17 protein-coding genes are annotated in these 17,507 nt (G+C 50.2%); 8 read left to right on the forward strand and 9 right to left on the reverse strand.

Translation table 11 applies throughout. The annotated features are described in order from the left end of the window. Positions 1-48: 48 nt before the first annotated feature. The 3 genes from nirD to cobA form a co-directional block, all read right to left on the reverse strand. Positions 49-381 carry a nitrite reductase small subunit NirD gene (nirD, locus tag O59_RS00475; RefSeq protein WP_007638371.1) on the reverse strand — a complete coding sequence of 111 codons (333 nt, stop codon included), beginning with the start codon at positions 379-381 and terminating at the stop codon, positions 49-51. A gap of 119 nt (positions 382-500) precedes the next feature. Next, positions 501-3,041, reverse strand: coding sequence for a nitrite reductase large subunit NirB (gene nirB / locus O59_RS00480; RefSeq protein WP_007638372.1), 2,541 nt, complete (start codon positions 3,039-3,041; stop codon positions 501-503). A gap of 99 nt (positions 3,042-3,140) precedes the next feature. Continuing rightward, a complete protein-coding gene (gene cobA / locus O59_RS00485) occupies positions 3,141-4,016 on the reverse strand; it encodes a uroporphyrinogen-III C-methyltransferase (protein ID WP_157152425.1) in 876 nt (291 codons plus the stop codon). A 560-nt stretch (positions 4,017-4,576) separates the two neighbouring features. Here cobA and moaA point away from each other — a divergent pair. From moaA to O59_RS00505, 3 genes are all read left to right on the forward strand, one after another. Then, the gene (gene moaA / locus O59_RS00495; protein WP_007638375.1) at positions 4,577-5,581 is read left to right on the forward strand and encodes a GTP 3',8-cyclase MoaA; all 1,005 of its coding nucleotides are present in this window, start codon (positions 4,577-4,579) and stop codon (positions 5,579-5,581) included. A gap of 1 nt (position 5,582) precedes the next feature. Beyond that, on the forward strand, positions 5,583-6,098 hold the full coding sequence (moaB, locus tag O59_RS00500) for a molybdenum cofactor biosynthesis protein B (protein ID WP_007638377.1): 516 nt from the start codon (positions 5,583-5,585) through the stop codon (positions 6,096-6,098). A gap of 252 nt (positions 6,099-6,350) precedes the next feature. After that, the gene (locus tag O59_RS00505) at positions 6,351-8,330 is read left to right on the forward strand and encodes a bifunctional diguanylate cyclase/phosphodiesterase (protein WP_040390959.1); all 1,980 of its coding nucleotides are present in this window, start codon (positions 6,351-6,353) and stop codon (positions 8,328-8,330) included. A 44-nt stretch (positions 8,331-8,374) separates the two neighbouring features. Here the strand turns inward: O59_RS00505 and O59_RS00510 are convergent, their stop codons facing one another. The 3 genes from O59_RS00510 to nudE form a co-directional block, all read right to left on the reverse strand. Then, positions 8,375-8,590, reverse strand: coding sequence for a hypothetical protein (locus tag O59_RS00510; RefSeq protein ID WP_040390962.1), 216 nt, complete (start codon positions 8,588-8,590; stop codon positions 8,375-8,377). 203 nt (positions 8,591-8,793) lie between these two features. Then, entirely contained in the window at positions 8,794-9,663 is an 870-nt protein-coding gene (gene cysQ / locus O59_RS00515) for a 3'(2'),5'-bisphosphate nucleotidase CysQ (RefSeq protein WP_007638382.1), read from the reverse strand. Continuing rightward, positions 9,653-10,252, reverse strand: a complete 600-nt coding sequence (gene nudE, locus O59_RS00520; protein WP_050976951.1) for an ADP compounds hydrolase NudE — start codon at positions 10,250-10,252, stop codon at positions 9,653-9,655. The genes cysQ and nudE overlap by 11 nt, the downstream gene beginning before the upstream one ends. 68 nt (positions 10,253-10,320) lie before the next feature. Here nudE and yrfG point away from each other — a divergent pair, with 68 nt between their 5' ends. The 4 genes from yrfG to hslO are packed head-to-tail and all read left to right on the forward strand — an operon-like array spanning position 10,321 to position 12,817. Then, on the forward strand, positions 10,321-10,977 hold the full coding sequence (gene yrfG, locus O59_RS00525) for a GMP/IMP nucleotidase (RefSeq protein ID WP_040390964.1): 657 nt from the start codon (positions 10,321-10,323) through the stop codon (positions 10,975-10,977). Positions 10,978-10,980: 3 nt separating this feature from the next. Next, a complete protein-coding gene (locus tag O59_RS00530) occupies positions 10,981-11,415 on the forward strand; it encodes an RNA-binding S4 domain-containing protein (protein WP_007638385.1) in 435 nt (144 codons plus the stop codon). 18 nt (positions 11,416-11,433) lie between these two features. Next, complete coding sequence (locus O59_RS00535; RefSeq protein WP_007638386.1) at positions 11,434-11,871, forward strand: DUF4124 domain-containing protein; 438 nt, start codon at positions 11,434-11,436, stop codon at positions 11,869-11,871. Positions 11,872-11,911: 40 nt separating this feature from the next. Then, entirely contained in the window at positions 11,912-12,817 is a 906-nt protein-coding gene (gene hslO / locus O59_RS00540; RefSeq protein WP_007638387.1) for an Hsp33 family molecular chaperone HslO, read from the forward strand. 47 nt (positions 12,818-12,864) lie between these two features. Here the strand turns inward: hslO and O59_RS00545 are convergent, their stop codons facing one another. Together O59_RS00545 and dbpA are read right to left on the reverse strand one after the other, a co-directional pair. After that, entirely contained in the window at positions 12,865-14,178 is a 1,314-nt protein-coding gene (locus tag O59_RS00545; RefSeq protein ID WP_007638389.1) for a gluconate:H+ symporter, read from the reverse strand. Between the two features lie 278 nt (positions 14,179-14,456). Continuing rightward, positions 14,457-15,833, reverse strand: a complete 1,377-nt coding sequence (dbpA, locus tag O59_RS00550; RefSeq protein ID WP_007638391.1) for an ATP-dependent RNA helicase DbpA — start codon at positions 15,831-15,833, stop codon at positions 14,457-14,459. A 133-nt stretch (positions 15,834-15,966) separates the two neighbouring features. Between dbpA and O59_RS00555 the strand changes: the two genes are divergently transcribed. Further along, complete coding sequence (locus O59_RS00555) at positions 15,967-16,806, forward strand: MipA/OmpV family protein (RefSeq protein WP_007638398.1); 840 nt, start codon at positions 15,967-15,969, stop codon at positions 16,804-16,806. 19 nt (positions 16,807-16,825) lie between these two features. On the opposite strand, the gene O59_RS00560 is transcribed toward O59_RS00555, so the two are convergent. After that, on the reverse strand, positions 16,826-17,434 hold the full coding sequence (locus O59_RS00560; RefSeq protein WP_007638401.1) for a class I SAM-dependent methyltransferase: 609 nt from the start codon (positions 17,432-17,434) through the stop codon (positions 16,826-16,828). Positions 17,435-17,507: the final 73 nt, after the last annotated feature.

Consider the following 17,507-nt stretch of genomic DNA (forward strand, 5'->3'; position numbering starts at 1 on the left):
GTACTCACAAAAAACTATTGCTACAGCGCTTACACTTTGCGCGGTTAACTAGACCTGCACTTGTACCAAACCATCATCAACCCGCACTGGAAATACCGCTACGGCATACTCGGGTTTTTCCAAACACTCACCGGTGCGCAGATTGTAGTGCTCTTTGTACAGTGGCGAAGCGACAACCACTTCATCACCGATTGAACCAATAATACCGCGCGACAATACATTCGCCTCGCCGATAGGATCGTAATTGCTGATCGCAAAAATTTCATTTAACCGACGCGAACGAAAAATGGCGACCTGCTTGCTATTTACCTGCGCACAAACACCGGTATCGGGCAACAAATCATCAAGTTCACACACGCTGACCCAGGGTTTATCACTCATAATTTTTTCTCACTAAAATACTTTTTGATTCGTAGCCCGTATGGCGCCTAGCGCTCTACGGGATCATTAATTTATTCCAAGCCCCGTATTTCGTTAGACTCCATACGGGCTACGGATAACTAATCCACCAACTCAACAAATTGAATGCTGCTGTTGCTACGTTCCAGCGCCGTCGCGGGGCGAATTTGTTCGCGCTCTACGACATAAGCCAAATTGTCATCGGTGGCATCAGTGTTGATAAAATGTTTGAAACGTTTTTGCAGCGTTTCGTTTTCGACGGTGGTTTTCCATTCGCACTGGTACTGGCTGATGTTGTAGGCCATTTGCGCTTCCAATTCCGCACAAATAGATAACTTATCGTCAATCACCACTTTCTTCAGGTAATCCAAACCGCCTTCCATATTTTCCAGCCACACCGACGTGCGCTGCAGGCGATCAGCGGTGCGGATGTAGAACATCATTACGCGGTCGATATATTTAATGAGGGTGACATCATCCAAACCGGTGGCAAATAAATCAGCGTGACGCGGGCGCATACCGCCGTTACCACACACATATAAACTCCAACCCGTTTCGGTGGCGATAACCCCGAAATCTTTAGACTGCGCTTCAGCACATTCACGGGTACAACCCGACACACCAAATTTAATTTTGTGCGGTGCACGGACACCCTTGTAGCGATTTTCCAATTCAATCGCCATGCCCACTGAATCCAACACCCCATAACGACACCAGGTGCTACCCACACAGGATTTCACGGTGCGCAATGATTTGCCGTAGGCGTGACCCGTTTCAAAACCGGCATCGACCAAAATTTTCCAAATCGCCGGCAACTGATGCAATTGCGCGCCGAATAAATCGATACGCTGGCCGCCAGTGATTTTGGTGTAGAGTTTGTAATCTTTGGCGACTTGGCCGAGCACAATTAATTTGTCCGGCGTAATCTCGCCACCGGCAACACGCGGCACGATGGAATAGGTGCCGTCTTTTTGCATATTGCCCAGGAAAATATCGTTAGTGTCTTGCAAGCCAATGTGTTTTTCATCCAACACATATTCATTCCAGAAAGCAGCAAGAATGGATCCAACGGCCGGCTTACAAATTTCACAACCCAAACCATGGCCGTGTTCATCCAGCAAATGGTCAAAGGTTTTGATTTTTTTGATGCGCACTATGTCAGCCAATTCCTGACGCGAATGCGGGAAGTGCTCGCAAATATGGTTGCTTACTTCCACGCCCAACTTGGTCAGTTCGGAGTCCATCACTTGTTTGGTTAATGCGCTGCAACCACCGCAACCGGTAGACGCTTTGGTGATGGCTTTGATGTCGCCCATGGTGCGCGCACCGTCTTGTACGGCACAACAAATTGCACCTTTACTCACATCAAAACAGGAGCAGATCATGGCCGTTTCCGGCAGTGCATCCACACCAATTGCCATGCCGCCGCCATCGACGTTAGGCAGAATTAAGCAGTTGGGATCATCCGGTAAATCCATACCGTTAACGCACATTTGTTGCAATGTACCGTAAGCCTCTACATCGCCTACCAATACCGCGCCCAACAATTTTTTATTGTCGGCAGAAACAATCATGCGCTTATAAACTTCATCGACATCATTGCTGTAGGTATAACTTAATGAACCCGGAGTAGTACCATGAGCATCGCCAATCGATGCCACATCCACGCCGAGCAGCTTTAATTTGGTGCTCATGTCCGCACCCATAAATTGATCGCTGCCACCAGTAATATGGGATACCGCTACTTTTGCCATTTGGTAACCGGGCGCAACCAAACCGTAAATGCGATTATTCCACAGCGCACATTCGCCAATTGCATAGACATCTTTGATGGTGGTTAAGCAATTATTGTCCACTACAATACCGCCGCGCTCACCCACACCCAAACCGCATTTGCGCGCGAGTTCGTCCTGCGGGCGAATACCGGCAGAGAATAAAATCATATCGGTTTCCAAATGGCTGCCATCAGCAAAATTCATGCGATAGCGCGCTTCGGTACCTGCCACAATTTCGGTGGTGGCTTTTTGGGTGTGAACTTTTACGCCGATAGCTTCAATTTTGCGGCGCAATAATTTACCGCCACCTTCATCGAGTTGTACTGCCATCAAGCGCGGTGCAAATTCCACCACGTGAGTTTCAAGGCCAGCTGCTTTTAACGCGGCGGCCGCTTCCAAACCGAGCAAACCACCACCCACTACTACACCCACTTTGCTGACGCTGGCAGAATTGGTAATGGCCTCCAGGTCTTCAATAGTGCGGTACACCAAACAGTGCTCACCATTGTTACCGGGAATTGGCGGTACAAACGGAAACGAACCTGTCGCTAACACTAATTTGTCGTAGCCTTCGCGGCGACCCGATGCGGTAATCACTTCTTTGTTTTCAAAATCCAGATCGATCACTTTATCTTTCAAGATAAAGTCGATATTTTTTTCGCGGTAATAATCTTCGCTGGTCAACATTAAATCGTCAGCGGTAGAACCGGAAAAATATTTGGAGAGCTGTACGCGGTCATAAGCAAGGCGCGGCTCCTCTGAAAAAGTTACCACTTGATATTGATCAGCTTCAGCATGGTTTACCAAATTATCAATAAACTTGTGCCCTACCATGCCGTTACCGACTACAACAATACGCTTCTTCATATGTGCCTCACGTTATTAAACGCTTATCTATGTCTTTGAACTGAATGTTTTAACTAGCCAAAGCTAACCGGTTGAAATATTTCTCTTGTGCTGCTGCCACTAGGCCAGCAGCAAACTCTCTGCGCTGGCGTGCTGCCAGACTTGTGCTTGCAACTTTTCTTTCATGCGCACCACTTCGCCCACAATAATCAGCGCCGGTGATTGCACTTGCTCGCGAATTACCGCGGCAGGAAATTCAGTTAAGGTGGAGATAATGTCGCGCTGGTCTTTGCGGCAACCGTTTTCAATAATCGCAACCGGCGTGTCCGCCGCCAAACCGCCCGCCAATAATTGCGTAGCAATTTCATCGGCGCGGGTCAGGCCCATGTAAAACACCAGGGTGTGATTCAATTGCGCCAGTGCAGCCCAATTCACATCCAAGCTTTTTTCAGCGTGACCGGTGACAAAGGTGCAGCCCTGCGACAAACCGCGATGAGTTAACGGAATATCGGCGTAAGTACTGCAACCGGAAGCGGAGGTAATGCCGGGAATGACTTCGGCATCGATACCCGCGCTGCGCAGCTCTAACAATTCTTCGCCGCCACGACCAAAGACAAAAGGATCACCACCTTTAATGCGGCAAACGTTTAAACCCGCTTGCGCTTGGGTAACCAATAATTGATTTAAATCTTCCTGCTTGATGCTGTGGTGGTTTTTTGCTTTACCCACATAGTGCGCAGGAATGTGCGAAGGGAACAGCGCGCGAATATCCGGGCTGACCAGATAATCGTAAAAAATAATGTCGGCGTTATTGATCGCACGCAGCGCTTTCAGCGTTAACAATTCCGCATCGCCCGGGCCTGCACCTACCAACCAGACTTTGCCGGCAGGTGATTTTTTGGCTCGCTCCTGACTGTCGCCTGTTTTCTTTACGCCGCGCGCTTTTATCAGCGCCGAGGGCAGTACCTGAATATTGGCTTTGAAGAAATGGTTCATGACATTACCTGCCTGTTGTTTACAATCAGGGAATTGCAAACGCAGTGCCATATCCATTTTTTTCTACAAAAAAATTATTTTCCTTTTATTTTCATATGCTTATAAATACAACGCAGCCGACATGCCACAGCCCGGCGCGATCCCCCTTGGGATAAAATTTGTTTTTCTGTTTTTTATTGGTGCATGAGCGCACCAGATAAAAGCAAAATGCAAAAATTTGATTTCCGCAAAATGCACCATATAAAAACAAAGTGATGGTGCACTGCGCACCATAGGATTGCATTTTTGATTTTTTAGTCATTAACCAAACTATTTTTGCGTTGGATGCAGATCAAGCTCCGATGAAATAAATCCCTGCAATAGGCCGCAAGCGGTTTACACTGCAACTATTCACCATTTTGGAACAGGCTTTGAATGACAATTCTGCGCGCCAGCAAGAGCTGCAGGGCCGAAAAAGCCTTGAGCGAATAGACACGGCTCGCTAGAGTTGTTTGGCCGCCTACGGCGGCAGCCTTGTCACTTGTTAATGTTGCTTTGCAACGGGGAACTACCTTCCTTATATGTCACTAGTCGATAGTTTTGGTCGAACCATTAATTATGTGCGCCTGTCGGTGACTGACCGCTGCGACCTGCGCTGCGTCTACTGCATGGCGGAGGAGATGCAATTTCTGCCGCGCAGTGAGGTATTGAGCATTGAAGAGCTGACCACCTTGGGCGAAACCTTTGTGGCTCTGGGCGTGACCAAACTGCGTATTACCGGCGGTGAGCCACTGGTACGCAAAGGCACCATCGATTTACTACAACGCCTCGGCCAGTTGAACGGATTAAAAGAGCTGTGCCTCACCACCAATGGCACCCACTTGCCGCAATATGCCCAGGCGATTAGGGATGCGGGCGTTGAACGCATCAATATCAGCCTCGACAGCTTGAGCCCGGCGCGTTTTCGCCAGCTCACCCGCTTTGGCGATATCAACCAGGTATTAGCCGGGATCAAAGCCGCGCAAGCGGCTGGCTTTAAGCGCATCAAACTCAACTGCGTTGCACTCAAACACTACAACGCCGATGAAGTACCGGCATTGGTGCGCTTTGCATTGGATGAAGGTCTGGATATCAGCTTTATCGAGGAGATGCCGCTCGGACGAATTGATGAACACGGGCGCGCGGCGGAATTTATCAGCAGCGATGAACTGCGCGCGCAGCTACACGACCTGCAATTGCAGCCCCTTGCCGCCAACGATGACCACAGTAGCGATAATGCCGGTCCAGCGCGCTATTGGCAGGCCGCTGGCTATAGCAGTCAGATCGGATTTATCTCGCCCCACTCCAACAATTTTTGCGGCAGCTGCAACCGCGTGCGCGTCACCGCCACCGGTCGCCTGCTGCTGTGTTTAGGGCAGGAAAATAGCGTGGATCTGCGTGCGACCTTACGCGGCAGTAGCAATCCCAATAGCGACCTGCGCGCGCAAATCATCGCCGCCATGCAGCACAAACCCGAGAAACACACCTTTGATATCAACAATGACGAACCGCAGATAGTGCGGTTTATGAATATGACAGGGGGCTGATATGTCAGCACAAAAAGAATTCGAGCCACTCAATATCTGCGTCCTTACCGTCTCCGACACCCGCAACCTGGAAACAGATACCTCAGGTCAAAAACTACAGGATTTACTCACCGCTGCCGGCCACAAATTGCATGATCGAAAATTAGTGATCGATGACATCTATCAAATCCGCGCCGCGCTCTCCAATTGGATTGTCGACCCGCTGGCGCAGGTGGTGCTGATTACCGGCGGTACCGGCTTTGCCGGGCGCGACTCGACCGTCGAAGCGGTGACCCCACTGTTTGATAAAACCGTGGTGGGTTTTGGCGAGCTGTTCCGCCAGGTCTCCTATGAGGAGATTGGCACCTCCACCATCCAGTCCCGCGCCACAGCAGGGCTTGCCAATCGCACCCTGATTTTTTGCCTGCCCGGCTCTACTGGCGCCTGCACCACCGCATGGTCAAAAATCATTGTCGATCAACTGGATGCGCGCCATCGCCCCTGCAATTTCGTAGGGCAACTGCGGTTGGAGCACTGAAAATCAGCTTTTTGGCGCTGAAATTTGCACTATTTCTGCACCTTCCTCTGGAATCCCGCCCCTAAACAGGGAGCGGGACACAGCTTGCATACCAGTTTTTTTAAAAAACCTACTCACCGCTCGCGCCTGCCACATCAAAAACCGATCAAATAACATAAATCTGACCGTTGCGACCTAAGTGGCAAGCTAATTGCTGATCACACCTGCCTGAGCTGTTTTGGCGCTTTTTGATGTACTTGTGAGCATGCATCCATGAACCATTCTTTATTGTTAGACACCGCTGTGCCATCGCTATTGGCCACCATGGATGCGCTGACCCTCGAACCGGATTTCCAATTATTTTTTAAAAAAGCCGCTGCAGCGGTGCGCACCCTATTGAATGCGGACGGTACCGCGCTGATTTTGCTCGACGAAGAGAGCCAGACCTTTGAATACAAACTGTTTGAAGGCGAGCAACAACATTTATTAAGTGCGTTTAAAGGCTTTCGTTTCACCTCCACCACCGGTATTGCCGGGCGCGCACTGGCAACCAAACGCAGTATTTTCACCCGCGATTACGCCAATGCCCCCGAGGCGATTCCCCAACTGGTAAATGCAGGCCTGCAGTCCAATTTGGTGATTCCACTCATCTCCTCCGACAAGGTGCTGGGGGTTATCGCCTCCTCCTGGTTTAAGCACACCGAAAAAACCGCCGAGTTATCGCCGCAGTTGCTGGCGCTGGCTGAGCGCATTGCGAGCCAAATTGCCGTGGCGTGCCATCGCGAACAACTGGAGGCACAACTGCGCTCGCTGGTGACCATAGACCCGCTCACCAAGCTGTTAAATCGCCGCGGAATTCTCGATTGTCTGGATCACAGCCTGGAAAACCTGCAGCGCTACAACCGCGGTTTTGCCTTGTTTTTTATCGATGTCGACGGGCTGAAAGCCGCCAATGACCACTGGGGTCACGAGACCGGCGATGTATTGCTGCGCGACTTGGCGCTGCGCTTGAGCGATGTGATGCGCAAAGGCGATCAACTCGGGCGCTTGGGCGGTGATGAATTTTTAATTATTGCAGAGTGCGACGACAGCCATATCGAACTGCTCGCCAAACGCTTTTTGCAGGCGCTGCGGGTGCCCTATGGCAGCGGGCGCAAACGCGGGCGCTTGAGCGGCAGTATTGGCGTAGTGCTGGCGCCGCAGGACGGTGTGGACGAAATTAACCTGATGCGCAAAGCCGATGCCGCCATGTACCTCGCCAAAAGCCAGGGCGGCGACCGCTTCCAACGCGCCTCGGTAAAAGCCGCGCTGCCACAGGAACAACTGATTTCGATTGTGGATGTAGAAGGTGCGCTGGAACGCAATGAACTGCAGTTGTGGTACCAGCCAATTTGCCATTTGCACGATCTGTCGCTGGTGGGTTTTGAAGCGCTGCTGCGCTGGTGCAAACCCGACGGTGAAGTAATCAGTGCCGGCCCGCTAATTCAGGCGTTTGAGTCCGCCCGTGGCGATTTGGAATACCGCATCGGCAACTGGGTATTGCGCGAAGCCGCACGCCAAATGCGCCTGTGGAACAGCAGCGAGTTGGCGCCGGATATTCATATCAACATCTCACCGCGCCACTTTTTGCACCCCTCGTTTTTGCTGGAGCTGCAAACCCTGTGCGAACAGCAACAGGGCTTTGGCGAGGCGCTAATTATTGAAATTACTGAAACCGCCATGCTGGAAGATCTGGAGCGCGCCAAGCGCATTATGCTGCGCTGCCGCGACTTGGGAGCGCGTATGGCGGTGGATGACTTTGGTACCGGCTATGCGTCGCTCACCTACATCAAGCGCCTGCCGCTGGATATCATCAAAATCGATAAATCCTTTGTCGCCGATTTACCCGGCAATAAGGTGGACTGGGATATCACCCAGGGCATAGTGTCCATCGCCCATGCGTTGGGCCTGACCGTGGTGGCCGAAGGGGCGGAAACCTTTGAGCAAATCAGCTGTTTGCGCGAACTCAACTGCGATCAAGTACAAGGCTATTTTATTCATCGCCCCATGCCGTTTAGCGATGCCAACGGCTGGCTGGAGCACAAGAGCAAACGCCTCGGCGCCGAGATAACCGCCAACCACTTGCCTGCCGCCAGAAGCCACAAAACAGCTGCACTTGGCAGCTTGGGGTGTAATCATCCGGCAGCGCTATTTCCGCAGGAATTGTTTGATCCGCGTTTTACCTTGGTCAACCAGCAACCGCGCTCGGCCTGATTAGACAATCAGGCTCCCGCGATTACCGCGAAATGGAAGGGAACTCAGTAGTGCACCGGCAGCCTTCGCAACATATCCTGCCGCGCGCTGATCAGTTCTTTGTAGGTTTGGATCATGGTGAAATCGACCTTGTTGCCATTGAGTTTTAACTCGGCTAACTGTCGCTCGTAATCGGAAATTTCGCGAATTAATTTATCGCGCATTAAATCGGTGCGATTCACATTAAAATCGGCTTTCAAGTTTTTACTCTGCCTTCTCATGCTTAACACTCCCTAAGAAAAACGCTCGTACTGAGACAATAAACGCGCAGCAATGCAGACTCATTCCACACTGCTCGCCGGTAAAGGCTAGCTCTTGAAGCCTAGCGCAGATGACCGGTGCAAACGCGGCAAAACTTAGAATATTTTCTTCTCGGGAACCTAGAACCTTGGTTATAAAAAGAAGGGCATAAGCGGGCTCTTATTTAGCGTCCGTTTAAAAGTGTCGCCCAAGCAAACCTGCGATCACCCAGCGCATAAAAATGCGGATTGAGAATATCCTCACGACTGTTGTACACCAGCGGCGGAAGCGTTGGAGTTGCCTCCACCACGGCGCCACCGGCAGCTTCTAAAACGGCTTGCGCGGCGGCGGTGTCCCACTCTGAGGTGGGAGCGAGGCGCGGATAAAAATCGGCGAGCCCTTCAGCGATCACACAAAACTTGAGCGAACTGCCGGCGTTGCTGGTTTCAATCGGCCCCGGCCATTGCTGTTTCATCACCTCCAGCAATTCCATCGTCGCTTGCGTGCCGTGGCGATGGCTCAGTAGTAGCGTGAGCGGTAAAGCGTGAGCCGCACGATCATTCAGGTCGCGCACCCGGATTGCCCGAGGCGTTTGCCCGTGGGTGTACTTCCAGGCCCCGACGGATTCGTGTTGTTGCGCCGCCAACACGCCCAAGTAAGTGATGTCCGTAGTCGGCACATGCACCACACCCAGCATTGAGCGCCCTCCATGTACCAGCGCGATATTGACGGTAAATTGGCCGTTGCGCGCGATAAATTCTTTGGTGCCGTCAAGCGGGTCCACCAACCAGTAACTGCCCCAAGTCTGACGCTCAGCAAAATCCGGCAGCTGCGCCTCCTCGGAAATAATCGGCACATTGAGCAGGGCAGGTAAACCTGCGGCGATAACCCGCTGCGCCGCCATATCCGCCGCAGTCAGCGGGGACTCATCGGCCTTGTGGGTGATGTCGTAGCTGTCCTGCTGTGCGTAGATAGCCATGATCGCCTCTCCGGCACGCCGCGCCAGCGCCACCAGATCGGCAATCAGCGCTGGGCTAATCGGATTATTGTCCATGGTTTGGCTCCTGCTGCGGGCACACCACTGGCGAATCCAGCAACAAGCGGCCGGCGAGCCACTCGCGCGCCATAAACAGCGCGGCGATGCTGCGGCCTTCGCACACATCGGGGCGCATAATCAATTCCAGCAAATCGGCAAGTGGATAAGGCACCACTTCTATCGGTTCCGGCTCATCGCCTTCCAGCCGCTCCGCGTATAAGTCCCAGGCCAGCACCACATTAATGCCGTGCTCCATATAGGCGGGGGAGAGGTTAATCTTCTTCAAAAACTGCAACTTGCGCGCGCCGTAACCCACCTCTTCTTTCAGTTCGCGATTGGCGGCCTCCAGTAACTGCTCGCCCGCGTCTATCGCCCCTTTGGGCAGGGCGAGGTGATAATCCTCAATTCCGGCCGCATATTCACGCACCAAAAGCACCGTATTTTCATCGAGCAGAGGTACAATAAGCACCGCCCCCGGGCCGCCGGAACAGAGTTTTTCGTAAGTGCGCTCTTCGCCATTGCTAAAGCGCAAGTGGATTTCATCGGCGCGAAACAACCGGCTGCGCGCCACTGTGGCGCGCTTGAAAATACTGGGTTTTGTAGGCATAGGCGTGTTACTAGGTTTGTTAAATACAGTCATTAATACAGTGTGTAAATTCGGTTAGAGACAATTCTATGATCAACTGGGACTTAATAGATACCGTCATGCTAGACATGGATGGTACCTTGTTAGATCTGCATTTCGACAATTATTTTTGGCTGGATCACCTGCCCCAGCGCTATGCAGAAATCCACCAGGTGGATCTCGCCACTGCCAATACGCGCTTGAAAAATCATATCCAACAATACGAAGGCACCCTGCAATGGTACTGCCTGGAGTTTTGGTCCAAGGCGCTCGATGTGGATATTCGCAGCCTCAAAGAAGAGGTAAAACACAAAATTCAAATTCGCCCTCATGTCGGCGAATTTTTAATGCGCCTGCGCGCGTTAGGCAAAAAAGTGCTGCTGGTTACCAATGCGCATCCACAGAGTTTGTCGCTAAAATTGGAGATCACCCAAATTGACAATTGGCTGGATGTGATTGTCTCCTCGCACCAATTTAATGAGCCCAAAGAATCGCAAAAATTCTGGCAAGAGCTGCAAGCCTTTGAACATTTTGACCCGGCGCGCACCTTGTTTATTGACGATACCGTGCGCATTCTGGATTCCGCCAAAACCTTTGGCATTAAATATTTGCTCGGCATTCACCAACCGGATAGCAAAATTGAACGGCGTATGGAGCAGTACCCCGCCATCCACCACTTTGATGAAATTATGCCGGAAGCGGTTTAACCAATGAGTAAACAAAAACAGCATCATGATGACGACGATGACGATAAAATTCGCATCGACAAATGGCTCTGGGCCGCGCGTTTTTTTAAAACCCGCAGCCTTGCCAAACAGGCCATCGACGGCGGAAAAATTCACTGCGATGGCCAACGAATTAAACCCAGTAAAGAAGTCACTGAAGGTTTGGTGTTAACTATTCGTCAGGACCTGGATGAAAAAACTGTCGTAGTCAAAGCACTTTCCGCCCAACGGCGCGGTGCACCAGAAGCAGCGCTGCTGTACGACGAAACCGAAGAGAGCAAAATCCTGCGTGAAAAACGCAGCGCTGAACGCAAAGCGGGGTTGGGCAATTACATTATCAGCGATCATCGCCCCAGCAAAAAAGAGCGCCGCCATATTCATCGCTTTCAGCGCATCAATTTATTGGGTGCCGACGATTAATTACACAAGGAGAGCACTATGCAAGGTCGCACATTGGTATTTATTCTGTTGTTGGGGTCCAGTATTAACTGCACGGCGGAGGTTTACCGCTGGGTCGATAAAGATGGCAAAGTACATTTCACCGACAAACCACCGGCAGCCGATGCAGAAAATATTACCAAACAAGTTAACAAACAGAACCTGGACACCAGCCGTGAAGAACTGAACAAAGTGCAGCAGCTTCATCTTCAGGAAGCGCAAGCGCAAAGACAGCAGCGCCAACACGCACAAGAAATAAGTGCCAGTGAAGCTTATGCCCGTGGCGCGAATTGCACAGCAGCTAAAAACCGTCTGCGCCGCATTAGCGGCAATGTTATTTTTTTGGATGACCAGGGCAAGGTTGTCAAAACTACCGAGCAAGAGCGGCAAGCCATGGTTGCCGAATTAACCACCTATATCGACAATAATTGCAATTAGTCATTGCGATTATTACCTGAAAGTCCACAAAAGGTTTTTTATGTCCAGCAATGATCTCCTCCACCGCTTTTTATTTGACGACTGCGATATTCGCGGTGAAATAGTGACCCTCGGCGATAGCTATCGCGAAGTGCTTAGCCACAACCCACAAGCACCAGCGATTCATCGTTTGCTGGGTGAGTTTCTCGCTGCCGTAAGTTTATTATCCAGCACCTTGAAGTTTGAGGGGAAAATTATTTTACAAGCGCGCGGTGACGGCGCCATCTCTACCATTATGGCGGAGTGCAACCATCACAATAGCCTGCGCGGCATAGTGCGCTTGAATAGCGATATTGAACTGGACGATGAATTGGCACAGAGCGGCAATTTACAACAACTGCTCGGCAATGGTGTGTTGGTAATTACCATTGAACCGCAACGTGCGGAAAATTTTGGCGGCACGATTGAACGCCACCAAGGCATAGTGCCGATGGACGCGGATAACCTCGCCGGATGCCTGGAGCATTATTTTGAACAATCGGAGCAGCTGGCAACACGCATGTGGTTTGCCGCCAATAACAACACAGTCACCGGCTTTTTAATTCAAGCACTGCCGCAACAATTAATTACCAACGAAGACGACAACCGCGACAAATGGGAAACCGTCATCGCTCTGGCGGACACCATTAAAGCCGACGAGCTGTTGGAACTGGAACACAGCACCGTGCTTTACCGTTTATTCAACGAGCATCCGCTGCGTTTATTTGAACCGAAAGCCTTACATTTTGCCTGCAGCTGCTCGCGCGAACGCAGTGCGAGTGCATTGCTGTCGATTGGCAAAGAAGAGGTAGAGGAATTATTGGTTGAACGCGGCAGCATCGATATCGACTGCCAATTTTGTAATCAACACTATCACTTTCCTGCCGATGAAATTCGCCAGCTGTTAGGCGGTAGTGTATTGCATTAATTTTATTGGTTTCCCCTCGCTATACCCGCGCAAGCGGGTATCTAGCCTCAAACAAAAATATCCAGCACTAATACCCCCATCAAACCCACTATCCCTACAATGGTTTCCATCAAGGTCCAGGATTTAAAGGTGTCTTTTAAACTCAAATTAAAATATTCCTTGTACATCCAAAAACCCGAATCGTTAACGTGTGAACACATCAAACTACCCGCACCTATCGCCAATACCATTAAATTAGGGTCAGCGCCGGTGAGTGGAATAATGGGGGCGACTATGCCCGCCGCTGTTAACCCTGCGACTGTGGCAGAGCCCAAGGCAATGCGAATTATCGTCGCAATTAACCAGGCCAGCACCAAGGGGTTTAGTGCAACATTTTTTAGCGATAGCGCTAATTGTTCACTCACACCACTATCAACCATCACCTGCTTTAGCGCACCGGCACCGGCGACAATTAATAAAATCACAGCGATATCTTTAATGGCATCAGCATAAATACCCATGATGCGCCCCATACTCATACCGCGTTTAATTCCCAGCGTGTAAGTTGCAAGCGCCAGTGCAATCAGCAATACAATCATGGAATTGCTGAGCAGCTGTACCCAGGGTGCCTGGGCGATTGCAGCGGGCAACATGTAAATCGCCAAACTCGATAAGGCAATCATCAACACCGGTAATAGCGAAGTAAAAAAACTGTTAGCAATACCGGGTAATTCATTGGCGGGTAAATCTGTTGGTTTGAATGTTGCCAGCGGCACGCTGTGAATATTTTTAAGCGTTGAAGTGAACACCGGGCCTGCAATAATCATGGTGGGAATTGCCACCATAATCCCGTAGAACAATGTAGTGCCCATATCCGCACCAAACTGCGGAATTAACGCAACCGGCGATGGATGTGGCGGTAAAAAACCGTGAGTCACAGACAGTGCAGCCAATAACGGAATACCCAAATACACTGCCGGCAATTTGGTTTGGTACATCACTGAAAATACCAGCGGTACGAGCAGTACAAATCCCACGTTATAAAATAATGGCAGGCCAACAATAAAACCGGTGAACATCAGCGCCCAGGTGATGTATTTCTTTCCGCACCAGCGCATCAAACTACTACTGATTTGTTGCGCGGCGCCTGACTCGGCTACCAATTTTCCAAACATCGCACCCACACACAAAATAACAGCGAGTGAACCGAGAATACCGCCAATGCCGGTTTCAATAGTGCCGGGGATTTTATCCAGAGGAATGCCGAGCATAATCGCCGCAGCGATGGAAGCAACCAGAAAGGCTAAAAAGGGATTGAGCTTTACGCCGGTAATTAACACCACCAGCAATAAAATTGCGATAACAACAGCAGCTATGGCCATGGGATCTCCTTTTATTTATTAATTATTTTTTTATTTAATTAAGCAGCTAGAACGAGTTGAGCTCCTATTCAGTCTTTGAGACTCGCCGTGAATACATCCATGTAGGCTTGTCGTCGCCCGCAAGCGGACCAGCCAACGGATAAATCCGTTGTCGTTCAGCTGCGTACAAAGCATGCTTTGTAAACACTTGCTTCACCCATGGCTCCGGCAGCCTCAAAGACTGAATAGAACCTCACCTCTTGCAGTCTCGATACAGACTGCATAAAACATTTTACTGATTAAAACCGGCGCGCTCTGAACTTACGCCCTTTCAATTTACCTTGACTCAAATGTTCAAGCGCTGCACGGGCAATGGATTTATCCACCGCCACGTAGGTAGCGTAATCAAACACATCGATCTTGCCGATTTTTTCAAAAGGCAATCCCGCATCTTTGGTGAGAGCGCCGATAATATCGCCGGGACGCAATTTGTCTTTTTTTCCGCCGTCGATGTTCAAAGTCACCATACTAACTTCTGGCAGTGCTTTTTTATCCGCAGCAGGTAGTGGCTCCAGGGTAATCGACTGCTTCATATAATCTTCAAGGCGATTAATTTTGTGTACTTCTTTTTGTACAACCAAGTTCAATGCCAAACCCGATTCACCCGCGCGGCCGGTACGCCCAATGCGGTGCACATGCACTTCACTGTCGCGCGCCAGGTCCACATTAATTACAGCATCCAAACCTTTAATATCAATACCACGTGCGGCCACATCCGTTGCAATTAATACCGAGCAACTTTTATTGGAAAAACGTACCAATACTTGATCGCGTTCTTTCTGCTCCAAATCGCCGTGTAATGCCAAGGCGTTTACACCTTGCTTACGCAAATAATCCAACAGCTCATCGCAACTTTGTTTGGTATTGCAAAACGCAATGGAGCTTGAAGGCTGAAACGTTGCAAGCAAGGTTAACACTGCCGGATAAACTTCATCATCTCCGCGCAGCTCATAAAAATGTTGTTCGATTTGTGTTTCACTGTGGATCGACTCCACTGCAATCATCTGCGGGTCGCGCTGGCAGCGCGCGCTGATTTTTTTAATATCGTCCGGGTAAGTGGCAGAAAATAATAAGGTTTGACGCTCGGTATTGCAGGCGGCCAGTACCGCATCAATATCGTCAGAAAAGCCCATTTCTAACATACGATCCGCCTCATCCAACACCAGCTGGTTAACGTTATCGAGTTTTAATGTGCCTTTAGCGATATGATCAACAATCCGCCCCGGTGTACCTACAACAATATGCGCACCACGCTCCAGTGAACCAATTTGCGGGCCAATAGAAACGCCACCGCACAGCGTGAGTACTTTTACATTGTGGGTTAAGCGCGCCAGGCGACGAATTTCTTTGGCGACCTGATCGGCTAATTCGCGGGTGGGACACAGCACCAAGGCTTGCACACCAAAAAAACGCACGTTTAATTTTTCCAACAGCGCGATACCAAATGCGGCAGTTTTACCGCTGCCAGTTTTGGCTTTGGCAATCACGTCGCGCCCCGCCAGTACCAGCGGCAAGCTTTGCGCCTGAATTGGCGTCATTTCGCTGTAACCCAAGGATTCAAGGTTGACCAGCATGTCCGCACTCAGCGGTAAAGTGGAAAAAGCAGTAGGATTCACAGATGACTCGTTGATTGTGCAATAAATGGATTAGTGCAGCAGAATACCAGTAAAATCGCAGCAAGTCGCCCTTGGGGCAATTACGGATACTCGCGAATAACGCCAATCAATCACTCGCTAGCGCAGGGTTTTTATGAAGGTTTCTTTGTTTGAGCGCCACTTACCCGGTGTGCAATTACTCATATTAATTCTGCTGCTGGCACCATTTGTTCAGGCCGATGAAGACAGCGATAAACCACAGCAAAAAAACTGGGAACTGGGTTTGGGATTGGGCGCTGTTGCCGGACCCGACTATCGCGGCTCTGACGAATATCGCAGTTTTATCAGCCCTATTCCCTATTTTATTTATCGCGGCAAATATATTCGCTCGGATCGCGAGGGGGTGCGCGGTAATTTTTTTCGTACCGATCAATACGAATTCACACTCAGTGCCAGCGCATCGATTACACCAGAAACGGATAAAAGCACATTGCGCGAAGGCATGCCGGAACTGGGGTCAACCTTTGAATTAGGGCCATCCTTTAATATTAATTTAAGTGGTGACGATTTTAGTCGCGGCTGGCACCTGCAACTACCTTGGCGTGCAGTGTTTGCGCTTGGTGCGGAAGAGTCGGGTTACATAGGGTCGATAATTCAACCGCAGTTGGTGTATCGCACCCGATTCTCAGAGTGGACATTTAGTTATCGCGCCGGCATTACTTACGCCAGCAACGATTATCATAATTACTATTACAGTGTTGTACCGGAATATGTCACTGCAGAGCGCCCTGAATTTCGCGCAAAGGCCGGTTATAGCGGCTGGAACAATAATTTCTCCCTCAGCCGCCGCTTTTCACACCAGGGTTTTCAAACCCGTTTCGCTTTTTTTATTCGCTACGACAACATTGAACACACGGATATTACGGACAGCCCACTGGTGGTAGAGGATCACAGCGTGCGCGGTGGTATTGCGCTGATTTGGGTGATTAAATAATTTTCTGAAGTCGCTATTTCTATAAACGGCGCAACAAGCCAAGTGTTTTTATTAACGGCATGGCTTCAAACAAACCGGATTGCTGTGCGAGCTGCCAAATTTCAAACGGTGGGCGACCACCATCGGCGGGATCGGGAAATACATCGTGAATCGCCAACAAGCCACCACGCACCACATGCGGCGCCCAGCAGCGATAATCTGTCAACGCAGCTGCCATGCTGTGGCCACCATCAATAAAAACCATGCCCAAAGGGGTAGCCCAATGTCGCGCTGCTAATGCAGAGGGCGCAACAATTGGCACCACCACATCTTCCAATTGTGCGCGTGCTAGCGTGTGGCGAAACTCGCGAAAGGTATCCATTTTTTCGAACTGCACATCGTACAACTGCGGATCGTGATATTCCTCGCCTAACTGGTGCTCCTCCGAACCGCGATGATGATCAATCGCATAAAGAATAGCGCCAAAATTTTTACAAGCCTGACCTAAATACACAGTGGATTTACCGCAATAACTACCGATCTCCAAACAGGGACCCAAACGAGCGGTTTCAAGCGCGGCCGCATAAAGCGCGGCACCTTCGTCTGCATCCAAAAATCCTTTTACTGTTTCAATAGCGATTGGCAGCATAATGTTTCTCACTCATAATCAAAGCACGCATTCTAACAGACACTAACACTCAATAAACTCACGACGACAACCC

Origin of the sequence: Cellvibrio sp. BR, from assembly GCF_000263355.1 — a bacterium.
Taxonomy (GTDB): domain Bacteria; phylum Pseudomonadota; class Gammaproteobacteria; order Pseudomonadales; family Cellvibrionaceae; genus Cellvibrio.